We start from the raw sequence: 20,313 nt of genomic DNA on the forward strand, positions 1-20,313 counted from the left end.
CCTCCGACGCCCGTGCCTCGACGATTGCTGATCTGCGACGACGCGTCGACGGTCAGTGCGCGACACCACGCCGTGGCACGGTGATCGCGATCCCATTTCGTACTATGGAACGCACCCAACTGTATGGCAGGGACCCGAGTCAGGAGGTGTGCCGCGTGTCTACCACCGATGATCGTCGCTTCGAGATCTTGCGTGCGATCGTGACCGACTACGTCGACACGCAGGAACCGATCGGTTCGAAGGCGCTCGTGGAGCGACACCAGCTGGGGGTGTCGAGTGCCACCGTCCGCAACGACATGGCGGTCCTGGAGGCCGAGGGATACATTACCCAGCCGCACACCAGCTCCGGCCGGGTGCCCACCGACAAGGGCTACCGGATGTTCGTCGACCGGATCAGCGAGATCAAGCCGCTGTCGGCCGCCGAGCGCCGCGCGATCCTCTCGGTGCTCGACTCCGGCGTCGACCTCGACGACGTGCTCCGGCGCTCGGTGCGGCTCCTCGCCCAGCTGACGAGACAGGTCGCGGTCATCCAGTACCCGGTCCTGTCGGCGGCGACCGTGCGTCACCTCGAGGTCGTCACCCTGTCTCCGTCGCGCCTGCTGCTGGTCGTCATCGTCGACAACGGCCGGGTCGAACAGCGGATGGTGGCGCTGAGCGAAGACCACGATGAGGACGAGATCGCCCGGTTGCGCGATCTGTTCTCGGCCGCGCTGCACGGCAAACGGCTCGAAGCCGCGTCGGCCGCGGTCGCCGAGCTCGCCAACTCCGCGCCCGAGGATCTGCGCGGTGCGGTCCTCAACATCGCCACCGTGCTGGTGGAGACCCTCGTCGAACGCGGTGACGACCGGCTGGTGCTGGGCGGCACGTCGAACCTCGCGCGGTCGGCGGCCGACTTCACCCCCGTCGTCGGCGGGATGGACACCGTTCTCGAGGCGCTCGAGGAGCAGGTGGTGGTGCTCAAGATCTTGGCGACGACCCAGGACATGGGCCAGGTCACGGTGCAGATCGGCGAGGAGACCCGGACTGAGAACCTGCGTGGGACCTCGGTCGTGTCGACAGGGTACGGTGCTTCGGGAACCGTGTTCGGCGGCGTCGGTGTGCTCGGCCCCACACGGATGGACTATCCGGGAACCATCGCCTCGGTGGCAGCCGTTGCCAAGTACATCGGCGAGGTGCTCGCCGAACGATGATCGCTGTTTTTCCATGATCGCTGTCGGGCATACCGCAGCGTCGACGGCGGCCGCTCGCGACACCGAGCCGGGACGACGGTGGGGACGGCCGGTCCACCCGCGCGTCGCGCGATCGTGAGAGCACCCGCCGCCAGGCACCAACTGAGACCGAAGGATCACTACAACCGTGGCACGTGACTACTACGCAATCCTGGGAGTGGCGAAGGGCGCCAGTGATCAGGAGCTCAAGCGCGCCTACCGCAAGAAGGCGCGGGAGCTGCACCCCGACGTCAACCCGGGCAAAGAAGACGAGTTCAAAGAGGTCAGCACCGCCTATGAGGTGTTGACCGATCCGGAGAAGCGTCGCATCGTCGACGCCGGCGGCGATCCGCTGGCCGGCGCCGGTGCGGGCGGCTTCGGCGGTTTCGGTGGTGGTGGCGGCTTCGGGGACGTCTTCGAGGCGTTCTTCGGCAACGGCGGTGCCTTCGGCGGCGGTGGCGGGGGCTTCGGCTCGGGCCGCGGACCCAAGTCCCGTGTCCAGCCGGGTGAGCCGGCGCTGGTGAACGTGACCCTGGATCTCGCCGAGTGCGCCAAGGGTGTCGCCAAGGAGATCACCGTCGACACCGCGATCCTCTGCGACGTGTGTACCGGCTCGGGCACCAACGGCGACAGCAAGCCGGTCACCTGCGACATCTGTAAGGGCGCCGGGGAGATCCAGTCGGTGCAGCGCTCCTTCCTCGGGCAGGTCATGACCGTGCGCGAGTGCCCGACCTGCCACGGCGTCGGCGAAGTCATCCCCGACCCCTGCCACAAGTGCGGCGGCGACGGACGCTACCGCTCGCGACGCACGATGACCGTGCGCATCCCCGCCGGGATCGAGAACGGCATGCGTGTCCGCCTCACCGGTCAGGGTGAGGTGGGTCTCGGCGGCGGCCCCGCCGGCGATCTGTACGTCGAGGTCGCCGAACGGCCGCACGAGGTGTTCCTGCGCGACAAGGACGACCTGCACTGCACCGTCAAGGTCCCGATGGCCGACGCCGCGCTCGGTGCCGAGTTCGAGGTGGAGACGATTCTCGGCGACCCGGTCACCGTGACGGTCGCGCCTGGCACGCAGCCGGGCCAGATCGTGAAGCTGCGCGGGCAGGGCATGCCGCACGTCAGTTCCGGTGTGCGCGGCACCATGCACGTCCACCTCGACGTCGTCGTACCGACCAGACTCGATGCGGCGCAGACCGAAGCACTGAAGAAGTACCGCAAGATCGCCGCCGACGAGATCGAGGTCGTCAACACCTCGGCGGCCGCGGCGCCCGGCGGTCTCTTCTCGCGGCTGCGCAACGCGTTCGCCGGGAAGTAGGCACCTGTTGTCCGCGGCGGCGATCTCCCGGCGGATGTGCGCGTTCGGGACGGCGGGTGCGCGGTGAGTCCACCGCTGTTCTGGGCGGACTCCGTGCCCGCGCCCGGCGCTGACCTCATCCTGAGCGGCGCCGAGGGTCGTCACGCGGTCACCGTCGCCCGGCTGGGCGTCGGCGAACGGATCCTCGTCGGCGACGGCGCCGGCTCGGTCGGCGGTTGCGAGATCCGGGAGATCACCGCCAAGGACACATTGGTGGCGACCGTCCACGACCTCGCGTTCGAGGCTCGCCCGACCCCGCAGGTGACCGTGGTACAGGCGCTCCCCAAGTCGGAGCGGTCCGAGCTCGCGGTCGACCTCGCCACCGAGGCCGGCGCCGACGTCATCGTGCCGTGGCAGGCGCTGCGGTGCGTGTCGCGGTGGACGGGGAAGGCGGACAAGGGCGTCGCCAAATGGCGGGCCGCGGCCTCGGCAGCCGCCAAACAGAGCCGTCGACCATGGATTCCGGAGATCACCGACCTCGCGACCACCATCGACGTCCGGGCCCGCTGCGCGGACGTCGTGGCGCGGGGAGGGGTCGTCGCCGTCCTGCACGAGGAAGCCGCGCAACCCCTGGCCCGGCTACCCCTCGCCGAGGCCACCGAGATCCTGCTCGTGGTCGGGCCCGAGGGCGGACTCGACGCCGGCGAGGTCGCCGACCTGACCGCGCTCGGTGCGCACTCGGTCGTGCTCGGCCCCGAGGTGTTGCGTACGTCGACGGCCGCCGCAGTGGCCCTCGGCGCGATCGGGGTGCTCACCCGCCGGTGGGGCCGATGAGTGTCGTCGGACGCCGTCCGGTGCGTCGGACCAAAGTCGAATACGGCTCTGCGCCTTCCCAATTCGGGCACCTGTACGTGCCCTCCGAGGGGCTCGGCGCCGCGGCGCCGGCGCGGCTCGTGGTGCTCGTCCACGGCGGGTCCTGGTCCGTCGAGTTCGGGTCGACGACGCAGACCGCGATCGCTCGGATGCTCGCCGAGCGCGGGGCGGCGGTGTGGAACATCGAGTACCGCCGGGTGGGCGAAGAGGGCGGCGGATGGCCGAACACCGGCCGGGATGTCCTCGACGCGCTCGGTGCCCTGGACGGTCCCGTTCGTGACCTGCTCCCGCCCGACGCGGTCGACTTCGCCTCGACCGCGGTCGTCGGGCATTCCGCGGGCGGTCAGCTCGCGGTCTGGGCCGTCGGTCAGCTCGGTGCCCGGACCGCCACGGCCACCATCACCACCGTGATCGCCCAGGCGGCCGTGCTCGACACCGTCGGCGCAGCGGACCGGGAGTCGGTGCGGGCGTTCATGGGCCGGCCGTTCAGCGAGTCGCCGCGCCGCTACTCCGATGCCTCACCATTGCTGGCGCCGGTGGTCGACGCCCACGTCGTCGCGATCCACGGCGACGCCGATGATCTGATCCCGGTCGAGTCCAGCCGACGGTACGTCGACGCCGCGATCGCACGCGGACAGTCCGCCGAACTCATCGTCGTCCCCGGTGAGGGGCACGACGCCTTCGTCGACCCGCGCAGCGTCGGCACGCGACAGACGATCCGCGTGCTCGGGATCTGACGGAAATATTGCCTGCTGATCGGCTGTTGCACCGCGATACACTGACCACACCCCTGCCGCCGCGACACGCGTCGTCCGGGGGCGCCGCATCCAGAACCGACCATCCATCCGGACCAGGACACCAGGAGTGATTTCATACGTGAGTGACGACAACCCCGACCAGAGCGGGCAATCCAGCCGTACGCAGCCGCGCCGGTCTGGGGTCACATCCACTGTCGAAGTCTCTCCCGGAGTCGTGTTCGGGCTGCTCGGCGCGAGTGACGTCAACCTGCGTACCCTCGAGCAGCTCCTGCCCGCCGACATCCACGTCCGCGGCAACCAGGTGACGCTGACCGGTGAGCCCGCCGAGGTAGCCGCGTCCGAGCGCGTCATCGCCGAACTCGTCGACCTCGTCGGCCGCGGGACCCCGCTGACACCGGATCTCGTCCGGCACAGCGTCTCGATGCTGTCCGACGGCACCGAGGAATCGCCCGCCGATGTGCTGTCGCTGGACATCCTGTCGCGGCGCGGCAAGACGATCCGGCCCAAGACGCTCAACCAGAAGCACTATGTCGACGCGATCGACAACCACACCATCGTGTTCGGTCTGGGTCCGGCCGGTACCGGCAAGACCTACCTGGCGATGGCCAAGGCCGTGCAGGCGCTGCAGTCGAAGTCGGTCAACCGCATCATCCTGACGCGGCCGGCGGTCGAGGCCGGCGAACGCCTCGGCTTCCTGCCGGGCACGCTGAGCGAGAAGATCGACCCGTACCTGCGCCCGCTGTACGACGCGTTGCACGACATGATGGACCCTGACGCGATCCCGAAGCTGATGGCGGCCGGGGTCATCGAGGTCGCGCCGCTGGCCTACATGCGCGGGCGCACCCTCAACGACGCGTTCATCATCCTCGACGAGGCGCAGAACACCACGAGCGAGCAGATGAAGATGTTCCTCACGCGCCTCGGTTTCGGTTCCAAGGTCGTCGTCACCGGTGACGTCACGCAGGTGGACCTGCCCGGCGGCGCCCGAAGCGGACTCCTCGCCGCGTCGGAGATCCTCGAGGGCATCGACGACATCCACTTCGCCCGCCTCACCAGCCAGGACGTGGTCCGGCACCGCCTGGTCGCCGACATCGTCGACGCCTACGGGCGGGCCGAGGAGGCGCAGCGGGGTCTGCCCAACACGGCCATCGGCGGCAATCGCGCCGCACGCCGGGCAGCGGCGCAGGGCCGTCGCTCATGAGCATCGAACTGGCCAACGAATCCGGGGTCGAGGTCCCGGCCGAGTTGATCATCGACGCCGCGCGTTTCGCGGTCACCGCGATGGACGTGAACCCGGCCGCATTGCTGTCGGTGCTGTGCGTCGACGAGGACACCATGGCCGACATGCACGTCCAGTGGATGGACCTGCCCGGTCCGACCGATGTCATGAGTTTTCCGATGGACGAACTGGTGCCCGGCGGCCGGCCGGATGCGACCGACCCGGGCCCGGCGATCCTCGGGGACATCGTGCTGTGCCCGGACTTCGCCCGGAAACAGGCGCGCGAGGCGAAGCGGTCCTTCGAACACGAGCTCGCCATGCTGACCATCCACGGAGTGCTCCACCTGCTCGGCTACGACCATGCCGAGCCGGAGGAGGAGCGCGAGATGTTCGGACTGCAGAACCGCATCCTCGACGCGTTCTACGCCGAACGTCACCGTCGCGCCCAGGAGCAACGACAGACCGACCGCGATTCCCGGCTGCTGTCCAACATCGGGTTCACCGGAGCCGAGGGCGATTCACCGACCCCCGGTGCGCCGGCGCGGTCCGAGGAGGACCGAGGGTGACCTCCGACTACTGGTTCATCGTGGCGGCAGTCGTGTTGATCGTGGTGGGCGGCGTCTTCGCGGCCGTCGACACCGCGGTGTCGACGGTGTCGAACGCCCGGGTCGACGACATGGTCCGGGAAGGGCGCGCCGGTGCGCGCCGCCTGGCGGGCATCCTCGAGGCGCGTGCGACCTATGTCGGCCTCGTGGTGCTGCTCCGAGTCGTGTGCGAGACCGCGGCCGTCGCGCTTGTCGCGGTCGCCGCGACGCAGCTGATCGGCGTCGGCGGGGGACTGGCGGTGGCCATCGCCGCCATGACGGTCGTCTCGTACGTCGCCGTCGGAGTCGGCCCCCGCACGCTCGGCCGGCAGCACGCGTACACGATCGCGTTGTCGTCGTCGTACCTGTTGTTCGCGCTCGGCGTGCTGCTCAAACCGCTGACCCGGCTGCTGATCCTGATCGGCAACGCCCTCACCCCGGGTCGCGGGTTCCGCAACGGTCCGTTCGCCACCGAGGTCGAGTTGCGCGAGGTCGTCGACCTGGCCGAGGCCTCGGGCGTCGTCGCGGCCGACGAGCGCCGGATGATCCAGTCGGTCTTCGACCTCGGCGACACCAGTGCCCGCGAGGTGATGGTCCCGCGCCCGGAGATGGTGTGGATCGAAGCCGACAAGACCGCGCTGCAGGCCACGAATCTCGCGACGCGGTCCGGACATTCGCGGATCCCGGTGATCGGGGAGAACACCGACGACGTCCTGGGCATCGTGTACCTCAAGGATCTGGTGGCGCGCACGGTCGCCCAGCGGATCGACCCCACGACCCTCCGCGTGGTCGACGTGATGCGCGAGGCCGAGTTCATCCCCGACTCCAAGCCACTGGACCGGGTCCTCGCCGACATGCAGCGCGAGCGCAACCACATGGCGATGCTCGTCGACGAGTACGGCGGCATCGCCGGGCTGGTGACCATCGAGGACGTGCTGGAGGAGATCGTCGGCGAGATCACCGACGAGTACGACATCGACGAACTCGCACCTGTCGAAGACCTCGGCGACGGGTCGTACCGGGTGTCGGCACGACTGCCGGTGGAGGATCTCGGCGAGCTGTTCGGTGTCGAGATCGCCGAGGAAGAGGTCGAGACGGTCGGCGGACTCGTCGGTCTGGAACTGGGGCGCGTGCCACTGCCCGGCGCCCGGGTCGAGTCGCACGGGCTGCAGCTGGTGGCCGAGGGTGGTCCCAATCGCCAAGGGCGCCAACGCATCATCACGGTGCTGGTCACCCGGGTCCCCGACCCGGACGAGGATTCCCGACGGGCCGAGCACGGTGGGCAGTCGAGTCGATCGCAGGGACGTGCCGATCGCACCACGGGGAACGCGCACGACGACGACCAGGACACGGACACCGCCGGCCAGGAGCGCGCAGGCGAGTCGAGAGCAAGGATGAACCAGTGACCGAGACCCTCTCCGACGAGGATCGCAAGCTCGTGGTGCTCGCTCGAGGTGCGCTGGCTCGCGCCGAGTCGCCCTCGGGCGCGGCGGTCCGGGACGGCGACGGTCGCACCTACGCCGGGGCCGACGTGCGGACCCGCTCGCTGACCCTCACCGGACTCCAGGTCGCGGTGGCGTCGGCGATCTCGAGCGGCGCCCGCTCCTTCGAGGCAGCGGTCGTCGTCAACGGTGACGCCGACGACCCGGGCCTGGACACCCTGCACGAGCTGAGCCCGGGGGCGTACGCGGTTCTCACCGACACCGCGGGTCGCCCTCAGCAGCGGGTGGGGCGCGCGGATGCCTGAGTTCCGTTCGGGCTTCGTCTGTTTCGTGGGCCGGCCCAACACCGGCAAGTCCACGCTCACCAATGCCCTGGTCGGGGAGAAGATCGCGATCACCTCGAATCGTCCGCAGACCACCCGCCACACCATCCGCGGGATCGTCAACCGGCCCGACGCACAGCTGATCCTCGTCGACACCCCGGGCCTGCACCGACCGCGCACCCTGCTGGGTCAGCGCCTGAACGACCTCGTCCGCGACACCTACTCCGAGGTCGACGTGATCGGAGTCTGCATACCGGCCGACGAGGCCATCGGTCCGGGTGACCGGTGGATCATCTCCCAGGTCCGCGAGATGGCGCCGCGCACGACGATCGTCGGGGTGGTCACCAAGATCGACCGGGTCGGTCCGGAGCAGGTGGCCAAACAGCTGCTCGCGCTGTCGGAGGTACTCGGGCCGGACTCGGAAGTGGTTCCGGTGTCGGCGAAGTCGGGCAAGCAGCTCGACGTGCTGTCCGACGTGCTCGTGAGCCTCATGGAGGAAGGCCCCGCGTTCTACCCGGACGGCGAACTCACCGACGAACCCGAACAGGTGCTGATGGCGGAGTTCATCCGCGAGGCCGCGCTCGAGGGGGTGCACGACGAGTTACCGCACTCGCTGGCCGTCGTCATCGAGGAGGTCATCGATCGTGAGGACCGCGACCCCGACCTACCGCCGATGGTCGACGTCCACGCCGTGCTGTTCGTCGAACGCGACAGCCAGAAGGGCATCATCATCGGCCGCAAGGGCGCGCGTCTGAAAGAGGTCGGTACAGTTGCCCGCGCACAGATCGAGCGGCTGCTGGGCACCAAGGTGTACCTGGATCTGCACGTGAAGGTCGCCAAGGACTGGCAACGCGACCCCAAGCAGTTGCGTCGATTGGGTTTTTAGCAACGCAGAACTGCCGGCTTCGCCGCCGACGGAGGCCGCCTGCGGGGAGGTACGCCGATGGGAACGCACGAATCGCCGCAACAGCCGGGGGACGATTCCGGCCGCGGAGCGCATGAGGCGCCCGACACCGACCAGCCGACCGGTCGCACGATCGCCGGCGTCCTCAGATCGCCGCGTTTCTGGCTCGCCCCACTCGCGTTGGTCGCGGTGATGTTCTCGCTGATGGCCGCGCTGTACATGGCCGCGGTCGTCGACCCGCAACGCCACCTCCACGACTTCCCCGTCGCCCTGGTGCAGGAGGACGCGGGCGGTGAGGTGCAGAACGCCGACGGACAGTCCACGCCGCAGAACTTCGGCGATCAGGTCGCCGAGGGCATCATCTCCTCGGCGGCGCAGAACGGGATCGTGGTGACCCGCACGGATCGCTCGACCGCGCTGTCCGAACTCAACAGCGGCAAGGTGTACGGCGTCATCGTCGTCGGGTCCAATTTCACGAATCGGGCTGTCGCACTGGGCCGGTCGACGGTCCTCACCGCCGAACCGGCGAAACCGACCATCGACATCTTCATCAACCGGGGCTCAGGGGCGTTCGCGTCGTCGATCACCACCACCCTCGCCGACCAGGTGCGTACGCGCGTCAACGAGCAGGTGGGCGCGCAGCTGACCGAACAGGTCCGCACCCAGCTCGATCGCAACGACATCACCTTCACCGGGGCGGCGCAGCTCGCGCTCGCAACCCCGGTGGCCGTCGAGGTGTCCGAGCCGACCCCGCTTCCCGAGGGTGCGGGCAACGGATTGTCGGCGTTCTATCTGACCCTGCTGCTCGTCCTCGCCGGCTTCACCGGGGCGATGATGGTCAGCATCGTGGTCGACGGGATGCTCGGCCAGACCCCCATCGAGTACGGGCCGTTCTATCAGCTGCGCGAGCGGCTCGCGATCAGCCGGTGGGCGACGCTCGCGGCGAAGTGGACGATCATGTTCCTGGTCGCGGTGGTGCTCTCGACCCTGTTCATCGCCGTCGGCGCGATGGTCGGGACGTCGATCCCGAACGGCTTCGTGCTCTGGATGCTCTCGGTGCTGGGCATCTTCGCCGTCGGCGTGAGCGCGAGCGCGATGATGGCGGTGTTCGGCAACCCCGGTCTGCTGTTCAATCTGCTCTTCTTCGTGGTGTTCGGCCTGCCGTCGTCGGGCGGGACGCTCCCGCTGGAGGCGAGTCCGCGCCTCTTCGAGTGGATCGCCGCGATCGAGCCGATGCACGTGATCTACCTCGGTGTGCGTGCGGTCCTGTACTTCGACGCCGACCTGTCGGCGGGGTTGGGCCGGTCGATCATCCAGTGCTTCATCGGCTTGCTCGTCGGCGTGCTCCTCGGTCTGCTCGGCACTAAGTTCTACGACCGCAGGGGCTGGCACCGATATCCGGGTGGGATGACGCTGCCGCCGAAGCTGGACAAGATCGTCAACGCCGGCTGACGCGGGCGGCGCCGCCTCGCCCCGGCCGTTCACCTGGGTCTGACACGGTGGCCGGATGGGTACCCCCGTCGTCATGTCGATCCCCGAATTGTCCTCGGCCCTGCACGAACTGCGCGACGACCTCGACCGCGCCGAGGAGCAGGCCGAATCGCTCATCGCCGCGGTCGCCGACCAGCACCGGGACAGCGCCCGCAACCTGGTGCATTACGTCACGGTGCGACGCCGCGATCTGCGTCCGCTGCAGGAGTCGATGTCCGCGCACGGACTGTCGAGTCTCGGCCGGATGGAGTCGATCGTCTATTCGTGGATCGAGACGGTCATCGAGACGGTGGACGCCCTGGCCGAGGGGCGCACCCGGCATCCGATCTGGGGTGACCTCGCGGGTGGGGTGCGGACCCTGACGCGCAATCGCGACCGGCTCCTCGGGCGGGTGCATCCCGGCGGTGGCGATGACGCCACCGCCGACGGACCCGATGACGAGCACGGCGAGCGGGCCACCCGTGTGATGGTCACGATGCCGACCCAGGCCGCCGACGACCCCGACCTCGTCCGTGCCATGGGTGCCGCCGGGATGGACGTCGCGCGGGTGAACTGCGCACACGACGGCCCGGCCGAATGGGCGCGGATGATCGAGTCGGTGCGTGCTCTACCCGGCCGGGTGCGGGTGGCCATGGATCTCGCCGGTCCGAAGTTGCGCACCGGCCCACTCGAACCGGGACCTAAGGTGATCAAGGTCAAACCGGTCCGCGCTGACGATGGCACCGTCGAACGGCGGTCGCGGGTGCGGCTCAGTGCCGCACCGTTCGATCCCGGCGCACGCCTGCCCGAGGGCATCGACGGGGTCATCCCGGTCCGCGCTCTCGCCGACGTCGCGCAGGGAGACCGCTTGCGCCTACGGGACGCTCGTGGTCGCCGACGGCGACTCGAGGTGGTCGCGGTGTCCGAGGCGGGGATCGACGTCGAATGCGATCGCACCGTCTACTACGAGACGGGTACGACGATCGGGTTGTCGGGCTCTGCCGACGCCGCCCCGATCGTCGTCGACGATCTGCCCGAGAAGCGTCAGCATCTGCTCGTGCGCACCGGTGACGAGATCCGGCTACAGCGCGACCTCACGCCGACACCGGCGACCCGGACCGGGCCGCATCGGATCGGATGTGAGCTCGGGGACGCCTTCGACGACGTCGAGGCGGGCCATCGGGTGTTGTTCGACGACGGCAAGATCGCCGGGCGAGTGCGGGAGAAGCTCGACGACGAGATCGTGGTCGACGTCGAGCGTGCCGCGCCGGGCGGGACGAAACTTCGCGCCGAGAAGGGCATCAACCTCCCGGACACGACACTGCACATCCCGGCGCTCACCGCGTCGGACCGCTATGACCTAGAGTTCGTCGCGGCACATGCCGACATGGTGAACTGCTCGTTCGTCCGGTCGCCGGAGGACGTGGCCGACCTCATCGACGAACTGAACCGTCGCGGTGCGTCCGATGTGGGCATCGTGCTGAAGATCGAGACCCGGGCGGCGTTCGAGTCGCTCCCGCAGATGCTGCTCGAGGCGATGCGCTGGGACGCGGTCGGGGTCATGATCGCTCGCGGCGACCTGGCCGTCGAGGTCGGGTTCGGCCGGCTCGCCGAAGTGCAGGAGGAGATCCTCTGGCTGTGCGAGGCCGCGCATGTCCCCGTCATCTGGGCGACACAGGTGCTCGACGGACTGGCCAAGAAGGGCGTGCCGTCCCGGGCCGAGGTCACCGACGCCGCGATGAGCCGGCGTGCGGAGGGCGTGATGCTGAACAAGGGGCCCTACATCGTCGAGGCCATCGAGGCGTTGACGTCGATCCTCGATCGGATGGGTGGTCACGTCGAGAAGAAGCGCTCGCTGCTGCGGCCGCTGACCTCGTTCGACATCGATCCGGGGTAGGCCGGCGGGCATGTCGGGACACGTCGTGTCGGTACCCGATGGGAGAATGTCCCGGTGAGGTTCTACCGGGATGAGGCCGTCGTGCTGCGCCAGCACAAGCTGGGCGAAGCCGACCGCATCATCACGCTGCTCACCGCCGAACACGGTCTCGTGCGCGCGGTCGCGAAGGGCGTGCGGCGGACGCGGTCGAAGTTCGGCGCCCGGCTCGAACCCTTCGCCCACATCGACGTACATCTGTATCCCGGCCGCAGCCTCGACGTGGTCACCCAGGTACACAGCCTGCACGCCTTCGCCGACGCCATCGTCGCCGACTACGGGCGCTACACCACGGCCTGTGCGGTCCTCGAGACCGCGGAACGACTCGCGGGTGAGGAACGAGCGCCTACTCGTCAGTTGCACCGGCTGACGGTCGGGGCGCTGGCCGCGCTGGCCGACGACCGCCGGCCGCGTGAGCTGATCCTCGACGCCTACCTGCTGCGCGCGATGTACAGCGCGGGCTGGATGCCGGCGCTCGAGGAGTGCGCGCGGTGCGCGACACCCGGCCCCCACCGCGCTTTCCACGTCGCCGCCGGCGGCGCCGTCTGTCTGCCGTGCCGGCCACCCGGATCGGCGACCCCCTCGCCCGGCGTGCTCGACCTCATGGAGGCCCTGTTCCGCGGTCGGTGGGATGAGGTCGTCGACGCCACGCCGTCGCTGCGTCGACAGGCCAGCGGACTCACCGCCGCGCATCTGCAGTGGCATCTGGAACGCCAGCTCCGAACCCTGCCGCTGATCGAACGCACCGCCCCTCATAGGCTGATGGAGACGGGTGTGGACACGGGCGTGAGGAGGGTCGACGATGGCGTTGCGGCCGGGTAGTTCGGCGAAGGGACGCAAGGTCGCGAGCCCCCGGACGGATGTCCGTCCCCCCGATCCGCATCCGAGCGGTGCCCGGCCCCCGGCGATCCCCGCGGAGTTCGTGCCCAAGCACGTGGCGCTGGTGATGGACGGGAACGGGCGCTGGGCCACCGATCGCGGGCTCCCGCGCACCGAGGGGCACAAGCGCGGTGAGGCCGTGTTGATGGACACCGTCTGCGGCTGTATCGAATTGGGGGTCGGCTGGCTCTCCGCCTATGCGTTCTCCACCGAGAACTGGTCGCGCAGCCCCGACGAGGTGAAGTTCCTCATGGGCTTCAACCGCGACGTCATCCGCCGTCGACGCGATGAGATGCACGAGATGGGCGTCCGGGTGCGCTGGGCCGGACGCCGACCCCGGTTGTGGCGCAGCGTGATCCGGGAACTCGAGATCGCCGAGGAGATGACCCGGGACAACACCGTCATGACGCTCACGATGTGCGTGAATTACGGCGGTCGTGCCGAGATCGCCGACGCCGCACGGGAGATCGCACGGCGCGCCGCGCGAGGCGAGATCGATCCTGAGCGGATCTCGGAGTCGACGTTCGCGCGGTACCTCGACGAGCCGGACATGCCCGACGTCGACCTGTTCCTGCGTCCGTCGGGGGAGCAGCGGATCTCGAACTTCCTGCTGTGGCAGTCCGCGTACGCGGAGATGGTCTACCAGGAGAAACTCTTCCCGGACTTCGACCGTCGGGACCTGTGGGCCGCCTGCCTCGAATACGCTTCGCGCGACCGGCGTTTCGGCGGGGTGAAGCCGTCGTGAGCGAGGCCGCCGAGTTGCTCGACCGGACCGCGGCGATCGTCGCCGAACTCGGGCCTGTCGACCGTCCTGATGCCGATTCGCTGGTGGTGCAGGTCGGTCCGACCCGCGCGTCGATCCGCGTACTCACGCTTGCCGACGGCCTCGACGTGCTGGCCTTGACGCAGATGGTCGCGATGGACCTGCCCAACACCCCGACACTCCGGGATGACGTCGAGGCGTGCGCCGCCCAGCTCAGCTTCGGCAGCCTCCGACGCTCCGATCTCGCCGGGGTCACCACAGATGTGTTGCAGTACTACACGTTTCCGGCTTCACATCTCGAGGACATCCCGCTGCTGACGGTCTTGCACATCGTGCTCGCCGCCGGTGTCGACGCCGCCGAACGGCTGGTGGGCCCGACCCCCGCTCCCTGAGGAGCGCTCGGAGCTTGCGGAGGGCGCGGCCACCCCCTGCTCCCTGAGGAGCGCTCGGAGCTTGCGGAGGGCGCGGCCACCCCCTGCTCCCTGAGGAGCGCTCGGAGCTTGCGGAGGGCGCGTCACGAAGGGTCTGCCACGCGTCTCACCAGGACCCTTCGTGACGCTCGCAAGCTCGCTCCTCAGGGGGCGGAGGGGCTCGGAAGCTCGCTCCTCAGGGGGCGGAGGGGCTCGCGAGCTCGCTCCTCAGGGAACAGTGGGTGTGCGGTTCTTTCGGATTAGAGACCGCTGAAAGCTCAGTCGTTCTCGGCGGTCCGGCAGTCCCCGCAGCGCCCGAAGACCTCGACGGTGTGGTTGATGTCGGTGAAGCCGTGCTGGGCGGCGATCTTCGCGGCCCAGCGTTCGACCGGTTCGGCCTGGACCTCGACGGTGGTGCCGCACTCCCGGCACACGAGATGGTGGTGGTGTCCCGACGAGCAGTGGCGGTATCGGGTCTCACCGGAACCGTCCCACAGGACATCGATCTGGCCGGCCTGACTCAGCGCCTGCAGATTGCGGTACACCGTCGTCAGGCCGATGGATTCGCCCCGGGCCTTGAGGATCTCGTGCAGTTCCTGCGCGGAGCAGAAGTCCTCGGTGCCGGCCAGGGCGTCGGCGATCGCAGCGCGTTGGCGCGTCGACCGGATGCCGGTGACCGGCTGCGGGCCCGATGCGACGCCACTCATTCGTTCACCACCCGGGACGCATCGGACGGCACGGCGCGGCCGTCGGTGGTCTCGTTCGCGTGGATCAGCGCATCGCCGACGATGTGCGCGACGTGGTCGTCGAGGAGTTCGTAGGTGATCTCACGACCGTTGCGCTGGCCCCGCACCACACCGGCGTCCTTGAGCACGCGCAGGTGCTGGCTGACCAGTGGCTGACTCAAGCCCAGGTGCCCGACGAGTTCGTGGACGCACTGCACCCGCTCCCGCAGGGACAGGACGATGGCGACGCGAGTGGGGGAGGCGAGGGCGCGCAGGAGGTCGGCGGCGGCTTCCCGCGCCGCGGCATCGGCCGCTTCGATCGGTCCGGGCCCGTCCAACGGTTGCGTCGACATCACGCTCCTCCTCGCCTGGCTCGCGCCAATGATCCGGCCATTCTATCGGAAATGGTTTTCAATCCGTGCCACCGGTGTCGCCGCTGGTCAGCCCTCGTCTGCACGTCGGCGCTCGGCCGGCGGCGGGACCCCGTCCGCACCCGCGGTCGACAACGCGTAGGTCGCGACCGCAGACGCGACCGCAGCCGAGTTGACGGCCAGCAGGTCGGTGTTCAGGTTGTCGAGGGTGTCGCGCGCGGTGTGATAGTCGGGGTCGAAGGGTTCTCCGGCCCGGCCGCCCCACATTTCCGCCTGCGCTTCGTTCTTCTCGGTTTCCGCGCCGGTGAACACCCCGCCGGAGGGGATGCCCACCGCGATGAACGGGCCGTAGTCGGAACGGCCGTCGAAGTCGTCGGGGGCGAGGGGGATGCCGCGATCGGCGTAGAACTTCTCGAAGGTCCGCTCGATGCCCCCGGAGCCGTCCGGGCCGGGGCCGGCTCCCTGACGCTCGGAGTCGTCGCCGTCGTAGGTGAAGTACCCGCCGTTGGGTGAGGCGAGCATGTCGAAGTTCAGGTAGAGGGCCACCGCCGTACGTGCGGCCGGGTCGAGTCCCCGGACGTACTCGGTGGAACCCACGAGCCCGTCCTCCTCCGCGCCCCAGAACGCGAATCGCACGCGGTGCGGGACCCGCGGCGACGACCCGAGTCGCAGAGCCGTCTCGAGCACGGCCGCGGAGCCGCTGGCGTTGTCGTTCATGCCGGGTCCCTCGGCGACACTGTCGAGGTGTGCGCCGGCCATGACGACGTCGTCGCCGGTGCCCGTCCGGGTCTCGGCGATCAGGTTTCGCGTGGTGATGCCGGTGGTCTTCGCCTCGACCGCAAGCGCGACCGATCGCGCCGACCGCACCCGATCGGCGTCGTCGCCCGCGATGCCGAGGACCGGGATCCCCGGCCGGTCGTCCGGCCCCAGGGTGGCGCCGGTGAGCGGGCCGGGTTCGTTGTTGACCATGACGACCCCGACCGCGCCGGCCGCCTCCGCGTTCCGTGCCTTGTCGGCGAAGGTGCAGGTACCTCGGGTGATGACGGCGATCGCACCACGCGTCGTGGCCGGAAAGTCGGTGCTCGCGCAGCCGAGGCCGTTGACGGCGACCGGGGCCCCGGTGACCGGGGTGTCGCCGGTTCCGGCCGAATACTCGACGACGCGGGTGGCGACCTTCAGGCCGTCGGCGGTGAGGCTGACCGGACCGGCTTCGAAGCGCTCGTACTCGACGGGCGGCGTCGTCACGTCGAAGCCCGCCGTGCGGAGGAGCCCGGCGACGTAGTCGAGCGAGGCGTCGTACCCGGGTGTGCCGGCCGCGCGGTTGCCGCCGTGGTTGGCGGCGATCTGGGCCAGTGCGCGAACGTGCGCCATCACGTTGTCGAGGGTGACGGCCTTGGCCAGCGCGGCCGGGGTGACCTCGTCGATCGGTGGCTCGGGAGAGGGCGTCGACACCGGCGCCGACGAGGGTCGCTGGGGCTCGGCGGCCTGCTCGGCCGCGCACCCCACGGCCAGTGCGAGTGTCAGTGCGAGGCCGGCCGAGGCGAGGACCGGCCGACGGCCACGGGCTGATGGGGGGACGCCGACGCGTCGTCGTATGCGAACGATCACCCTGCCACTCTCGCAGTTCCCGTCCGTGCATGTGGGTCCGACGGGTGCACCGTTGCCGGTGGTTTCGGGAAACGGCACATGTGCTCGGTAGTCTGTACGGGTTGCCGCCCGCATCTGGTGGATGCACGTCGAGCACCGAGCGTCAGCACGACCGTCCCAGCCGAACACCTCAACCCGTGGAGAGCAGTTAACCGTGGCCGCCCAGTCCAATGTGGAATCCGTCGTCAACCTCGCCAAGCGCCGGGGCCTGGTGTACCAGTGCGGTGAGATCTACGGCGGCACCAAATCGGCGTGGGACTACGGCCCGCTCGGCGTCGAACTCAAGGAGAACATCAAGCGGCAGTGGTGGCGCACGATGGTCATCAGCCGCGAGGACGTCGTCGGCCTCGACTCGTCGGTCATCCTGCCGCGTCAGGTCTGGGAGGCCTCGGGCCACGTCGAGGTGTTCACCGACCCGCTGGTCGAGTCGCTGCACACCCACAAGCGCTACCGCGCCGATCATCTCATCGAGGCCTACGAGGCCAAGCACGGGCATCCGCCGGCCAACGGTCTGGCCGACATCAACGACCCGGAGACCGGGCAGCCCGGCAACTGGACCGAACCCAAAGCCTTCAGCGGTCTGATGAAGACGTTCCTCGGGCCCGTCGACGACGAAGAGGGTCTGCACTACCTGCGTCCCGAGACCGCGCAGGGTATCTTCGTGAACTTCAAGAACGTGATGACCACCGCGCGCAAGAAGCCGCCGTTCGGCATCGCGCAGATCGGCAAGAGCTTCCGCAACGAGATCACGCCGGGCAACTTCATCTTCCGCACCCGCGAGTTCGAGCAGATGGAGATGGAGTTCTTCGTCAAGCCGGGCGAGGACGAGGAATGGCACCAGTACTGGATCGACCAGCGCTTCGACTGGTACGTCAACCTGGGCATCGATCCGGAGAACCTGCGGCTCTACGACCACCCGAAAGAGAAGTTGTCGCACTACTCCAAGCGGACCGTGGACGTTGAGTACAAGTTCGGCTTCACCGGCAACCCGTGGGGTGAGCTCGAGGGTGTCGCCAACCGGACGGACTACGACCTGTCCACGCACAGCAAGCACTCGGGGGAGGACCTGTCGTTCTTCGACCAGGCGTCGGGTGAGCGCTACACACCGTTCGTCATCGAACCGGCGGCCGGCCTGACCCGCTCGCTGATGGCCTTCCTGTGCGACGCCTACACCGAGGAGGAGGTGCCGAACGCGAAGGGCGGCACCGACACTCGCACCGTGCTGCGGCTCGACCGCCGGCTGGCCCCGATCAAGGTCGCGGTGCTGCCGCTCTCGCGCAACGAGAAGCTCTCGCCGAAGGCCCGCGACCTCGCCGCCGAACTCCGCAAGCACTGGAACGTCGAGTTCGACGACGCACAGGGCATCGGCAAGCGGTACCGCCGGCAGGACGAGATCGGCACGCCGTTCTGCGTGACGGTCGACTTCGACACCCTCGACGACCATGCCGTCACGGTGCGCGAACGGGACACCATGAGCCAAGAGCGGGTCGCGCTCGACAAGGTCGCCGAGTATCTCGGCGGCAAGCTGCTCGGCGCCTGATCCTGCTCCCGGTCGCGCGGACCGGGTGCTCGCGATTCCGCCTGACCTGCGGATGTCTGTCACAATCGATGACGAGTTGTCGCGTGGAGTAGGGCATGGGGTCCGTCGTGCGCGCGACGAGAGAGTGAGTGGAGTCGTGTCTGTCAGCGGGAAAGTCGTTCATTACGACGCGAATCGGGGATTCGGGTTCTTGGCGCCGGAATCGGGCGGCGCCGATGTGTTCCTCCACATCAACGACATCGACATCGACGAGAACTCGTTGAAACCCGGTGCCAAGGTGTCCTTCGACATCGAGGAGACCGACCGCGGTTCCAAGGCCGTCAACGTCGCGGTGACCGAGGCGGCGCCGGCCGACGACACCGCCGGCGCACGGGCGCACCGCCGCGACGAGCACCACGGCCGCGACCGTGACCGGGGCGACCGCGGACGTCACGACGACCGCGGCAGCCGTCGTCCGCGCGGCGGGGGCGGCTCGCTGGATGCTGCCGCGTTCACCGAAGAGCTCACCGAGCTGCTCCTCGACGCCGACGGCGCCCTCACGGCTCGTCAGATCGTGGCGATCCGGCAGCGGGTCACCGACTTCGCCGTCGCCCGGGGCTGGGTGCTTGACTAGCACCCGACAGGGTCCCGAGACGGTCGGGCATGTGCTCCCGACGGTGGCAACCTACGGCGACGAGGCCGTCGAGCGGTTCGTGCCCGAGGGCGCCAAGGTCGCGAGCCTGCCCGGCACCCGGACCGACCATCGAAGCGACTTCGCGCGGGACCGTGCGCGGGTCCTGCACTCGGCCGCCCTGCGCAGGCTGGCCGACAAGACGCAGGTCGTCGGTCCGCGGGAGGGTGACACGCCCCGTACCCGGCTCACGCATTCGCTCGAGGTCGGGCAGATCGGCCGGGGGATCGCCATCGGTCTCGGCGCCGAGCCCGACCTCGTCGAACTCGCCGGACTCGCCCACGACATCGGGCATCCGCCCTACGGACACAACGGCGAACGCGCGCTCGACGAGGTGGCGGCGGAGCACGGTGGTTTCGAGGGCAACGCCCAGAACCTGCGCATCCTGACGCGGCTCGAACCCAAGCTGCTCGATGCCGACGGGCGCAGCGCCGGCCTCAACCTCACCCGCGCGTCGTTGGACGCGACCCTGAAGTATCCGTGGACCCGGCGCACACCCGGAGGCAAGTTCGGGGCCTACGACGACGATGCCGCCATGCTGGCGTGGATTCGTCGGGACGCGCCCGGGACCCGACAGTGCGTGGAAGCGCAGATCATGGACTGGTCCGACGACGTGGCGTACTCCGTGCACGACCTCGAGGACGGCGTCATCGGTGGCCGGATCGACCTGCGCACCCTCGGCGATCCGCAGGACCAGCGCGCGCTCGCCGACATCGGCGCCAAGGAATTCCCGGGTCTCGATCCCGCGGCCCTCGTCGACGCCGCCGCCCGCCTGCACCGCATGGACATCGTGCGGTCGGTGGGTGTCTTCGACGGCACGCTCGATTCCTACGTCGCGCTCAAGAGGTTGACCAGTGAGTTCATCGGCCGCTTCGCGTCGGCCGCGATCACCGGCACCCGCGAGGTGGTCGGCGGCCGGCCGGTCTCGCGCTACGACGCCGACCTCGAGGTGCCGGAACTCATCGCCGCCGAGGTGTCGATGCTCAAGACCCTGGCACTGCGCTTCATCTTCTCCAACGAGCGGCACAAGGCGACGCAGCGTCGTCAGCGGGAACGCATCCACCGGGTGGCGAACTGGTTCGCCGAGGCGGCGCCCGGGGGCCTGGACCCGATCTTCGTGCCGTGGTGGAACGCCGCGTCCGACGATGCCGCCCGCATGCGCGTCATCGTCGACCAGATCGCATCCATGACCGAAGGCCGGCTCGAGCGCACGGACAAGCACAATTCGGGGGCCCAGGCGCATCTGGGGTAGGCCGGGCGTGGTCGACGAAGCACCCGGCCGGGCGGCCTCACCGGCGTC

At 69.3% G+C, this 20,313-nt stretch carries 20 protein-coding genes; 17 read left to right on the top strand and 3 right to left on the bottom strand.

Going from position 1 to position 20,313, the window contains the following annotated elements; genetic code table 11:
• Window positions 1-155: 155 nt before the first annotated feature.
• From hrcA to ACFVHY_RS11305, 14 genes are all read left to right on the top strand, one after another.
• Window positions 156-1,190 carry a heat-inducible transcriptional repressor HrcA gene (gene hrcA / locus ACFVHY_RS11240; RefSeq protein WP_055475525.1) on the top strand — a complete coding sequence of 345 codons (1,035 nt, stop codon included), beginning with the start codon at window positions 156-158 and terminating at the stop codon, window positions 1,188-1,190.
• 166 nt (window positions 1,191-1,356) lie between these two features.
• Window positions 1,357-2,523 (top strand): molecular chaperone DnaJ, encoded by a 1,167-nt coding sequence (gene dnaJ / locus ACFVHY_RS11245; RefSeq protein ID WP_390271747.1) that lies wholly within the window; start codon window positions 1,357-1,359, stop codon window positions 2,521-2,523.
• Between the two features lie 63 nt (window positions 2,524-2,586).
• A complete protein-coding gene (locus ACFVHY_RS11250) occupies window positions 2,587-3,336 on the top strand; it encodes a 16S rRNA (uracil(1498)-N(3))-methyltransferase (protein WP_390271749.1) in 750 nt (249 codons plus the stop codon).
• The gene (locus tag ACFVHY_RS11255) at window positions 3,333-4,112 is read left to right on the top strand and encodes an alpha/beta hydrolase family protein (protein ID WP_390271751.1); all 780 of its coding nucleotides are present in this window, start codon (window positions 3,333-3,335) and stop codon (window positions 4,110-4,112) included. Before ACFVHY_RS11250 ends, ACFVHY_RS11255 begins: the two co-directional genes overlap by 4 nt.
• Window positions 4,113-4,251: 139 nt before the next feature.
• Entirely contained in the window at window positions 4,252-5,334 is a 1,083-nt protein-coding gene (locus tag ACFVHY_RS11260) for a PhoH family protein (RefSeq protein WP_068971662.1), read from the top strand.
• On the top strand, window positions 5,331-5,918 hold the full coding sequence (gene ybeY, locus ACFVHY_RS11265) for an rRNA maturation RNase YbeY (protein ID WP_269554561.1): 588 nt from the start codon (window positions 5,331-5,333) through the stop codon (window positions 5,916-5,918). The genes ACFVHY_RS11260 and ybeY overlap by 4 nt, the downstream gene beginning before the upstream one ends.
• Window positions 5,915-7,342, top strand: a complete 1,428-nt coding sequence (locus ACFVHY_RS11270; protein ID WP_390271754.1) for a hemolysin family protein — start codon at window positions 5,915-5,917, stop codon at window positions 7,340-7,342. Before ybeY ends, ACFVHY_RS11270 begins: the two co-directional genes overlap by 4 nt.
• Complete coding sequence (locus tag ACFVHY_RS11275) at window positions 7,339-7,683, top strand: cytidine deaminase (protein ID WP_390271756.1); 345 nt, start codon at window positions 7,339-7,341, stop codon at window positions 7,681-7,683. The genes ACFVHY_RS11270 and ACFVHY_RS11275 overlap by 4 nt, the downstream gene beginning before the upstream one ends.
• Window positions 7,676-8,587: a GTPase Era gene (era, locus tag ACFVHY_RS11280; RefSeq protein ID WP_165629857.1), complete on the top strand. Its 912-nt coding sequence runs from the start codon at window positions 7,676-7,678 to the stop codon at window positions 8,585-8,587. Before ACFVHY_RS11275 ends, era begins: the two co-directional genes overlap by 8 nt.
• Window positions 8,588-8,644: 57 nt before the next feature.
• Window positions 8,645-10,057 (top strand): YhgE/Pip domain-containing protein, encoded by a 1,413-nt coding sequence (locus tag ACFVHY_RS11285; protein WP_390271758.1) that lies wholly within the window; start codon window positions 8,645-8,647, stop codon window positions 10,055-10,057.
• Window positions 10,058-10,112: 55 nt separating this feature from the next.
• Window positions 10,113-11,972 (top strand): pyruvate kinase, encoded by a 1,860-nt coding sequence (locus tag ACFVHY_RS11290; RefSeq protein ID WP_390271760.1) that lies wholly within the window; start codon window positions 10,113-10,115, stop codon window positions 11,970-11,972.
• Between the two features lie 54 nt (window positions 11,973-12,026).
• A complete protein-coding gene (gene recO / locus ACFVHY_RS11295) occupies window positions 12,027-12,830 on the top strand; it encodes a DNA repair protein RecO (protein WP_055475472.1) in 804 nt (267 codons plus the stop codon).
• Window positions 12,811-13,632 carry an isoprenyl transferase gene (locus ACFVHY_RS11300; protein ID WP_390271762.1) on the top strand — a complete coding sequence of 274 codons (822 nt, stop codon included), beginning with the start codon at window positions 12,811-12,813 and terminating at the stop codon, window positions 13,630-13,632. Before recO ends, ACFVHY_RS11300 begins: the two co-directional genes overlap by 20 nt.
• Window positions 13,629-14,042 carry a hypothetical protein gene (locus tag ACFVHY_RS11305; protein WP_390271764.1) on the top strand — a complete coding sequence of 138 codons (414 nt, stop codon included), beginning with the start codon at window positions 13,629-13,631 and terminating at the stop codon, window positions 14,040-14,042. The genes ACFVHY_RS11300 and ACFVHY_RS11305 overlap by 4 nt, the downstream gene beginning before the upstream one ends.
• Window positions 14,043-14,338: 296 nt before the next feature.
• Here ACFVHY_RS11305 and ACFVHY_RS11310 read toward each other — a convergent pair whose 3' ends face one another.
• The 3 genes from ACFVHY_RS11310 to ACFVHY_RS11320 all read right to left on the bottom strand — a co-directional run bounded on the left by ACFVHY_RS11310 (window position 14,339) and on the right by ACFVHY_RS11320 (window position 16,764).
• Window positions 14,339-14,767: a Fur family transcriptional regulator gene (locus ACFVHY_RS11310; RefSeq protein ID WP_211540201.1), complete on the bottom strand. Its 429-nt coding sequence runs from the start codon at window positions 14,765-14,767 to the stop codon at window positions 14,339-14,341.
• Complete coding sequence (locus tag ACFVHY_RS11315; RefSeq protein WP_058252073.1) at window positions 14,764-15,138, bottom strand: helix-turn-helix transcriptional regulator; 375 nt, start codon at window positions 15,136-15,138, stop codon at window positions 14,764-14,766. Before ACFVHY_RS11315 ends, ACFVHY_RS11310 begins: the two co-directional genes overlap by 4 nt.
• 87 nt (window positions 15,139-15,225) lie before the next feature.
• Window positions 15,226-16,764 (bottom strand): M28 family peptidase, encoded by a 1,539-nt coding sequence (locus ACFVHY_RS11320; protein ID WP_390271766.1) that lies wholly within the window; start codon window positions 16,762-16,764, stop codon window positions 15,226-15,228.
• A gap of 193 nt (window positions 16,765-16,957) precedes the next feature.
• On the opposite strand from ACFVHY_RS11320, the gene ACFVHY_RS11325 reads away from it, so the two are divergent.
• The 3 genes from ACFVHY_RS11325 (at window position 16,958) to ACFVHY_RS11335 (ending at window position 20,265) form a co-directional block, all read left to right on the top strand.
• Window positions 16,958-18,343, top strand: a complete 1,386-nt coding sequence (locus ACFVHY_RS11325; RefSeq protein WP_390271768.1) for a glycine--tRNA ligase — start codon at window positions 16,958-16,960, stop codon at window positions 18,341-18,343.
• 136 nt (window positions 18,344-18,479) lie between these two features.
• On the top strand, window positions 18,480-18,956 hold the full coding sequence (locus ACFVHY_RS11330; RefSeq protein WP_269554549.1) for a cold shock domain-containing protein: 477 nt from the start codon (window positions 18,480-18,482) through the stop codon (window positions 18,954-18,956).
• Window positions 18,949-20,265 carry a deoxyguanosinetriphosphate triphosphohydrolase gene (locus ACFVHY_RS11335; protein WP_390271770.1) on the top strand — a complete coding sequence of 439 codons (1,317 nt, stop codon included), beginning with the start codon at window positions 18,949-18,951 and terminating at the stop codon, window positions 20,263-20,265. Before ACFVHY_RS11330 ends, ACFVHY_RS11335 begins: the two co-directional genes overlap by 8 nt.
• The last annotated feature ends 48 nt before the right edge of the window (window positions 20,266-20,313 follow it).

The organism is Gordonia sp. NPDC127522 (assembly GCF_042672305.1).
GTDB lineage: Bacteria > Actinomycetota > Actinomycetes > Mycobacteriales > Mycobacteriaceae > Gordonia > Gordonia hongkongensis.

What these genes read in the sequence shown, in the direction of transcription:
- ACFVHY_RS11255 (WP_390271751.1), top strand. Translation starts at nt 3,333, where the DNA reads ATGAGTGTCGTCGGACGCCGTCCGGTGCGTCGGACCAAAGTCGAATAC.
- ybeY (WP_269554561.1), top strand. Translation starts at nt 5,331, where the DNA reads ATGAGCATCGAACTGGCCAACGAATCCGGGGTCGAGGTCCCGGCCGAG.
- era (WP_165629857.1), top strand. Translation starts at nt 7,676, where the DNA reads ATGCCTGAGTTCCGTTCGGGCTTCGTCTGTTTCGTGGGCCGGCCCAAC.
- ACFVHY_RS11285 (WP_390271758.1), top strand. Translation starts at nt 8,645, where the DNA reads ATGGGAACGCACGAATCGCCGCAACAGCCGGGGGACGATTCCGGCCGC.
- ACFVHY_RS11290 (WP_390271760.1), top strand. Translation starts at nt 10,113, where the DNA reads ATGGGTACCCCCGTCGTCATGTCGATCCCCGAATTGTCCTCGGCCCTG.
- ACFVHY_RS11300 (WP_390271762.1), top strand. Translation starts at nt 12,811, where the DNA reads ATGGCGTTGCGGCCGGGTAGTTCGGCGAAGGGACGCAAGGTCGCGAGC.
- ACFVHY_RS11310 (WP_211540201.1), bottom strand. Translation starts at nt 14,767, where the DNA reads ATGAGTGGCGTCGCATCGGGCCCGCAGCCGGTCACCGGCATCCGGTCG.
- ACFVHY_RS11315 (WP_058252073.1), bottom strand. Translation starts at nt 15,138, where the DNA reads ATGTCGACGCAACCGTTGGACGGGCCCGGACCGATCGAAGCGGCCGAT.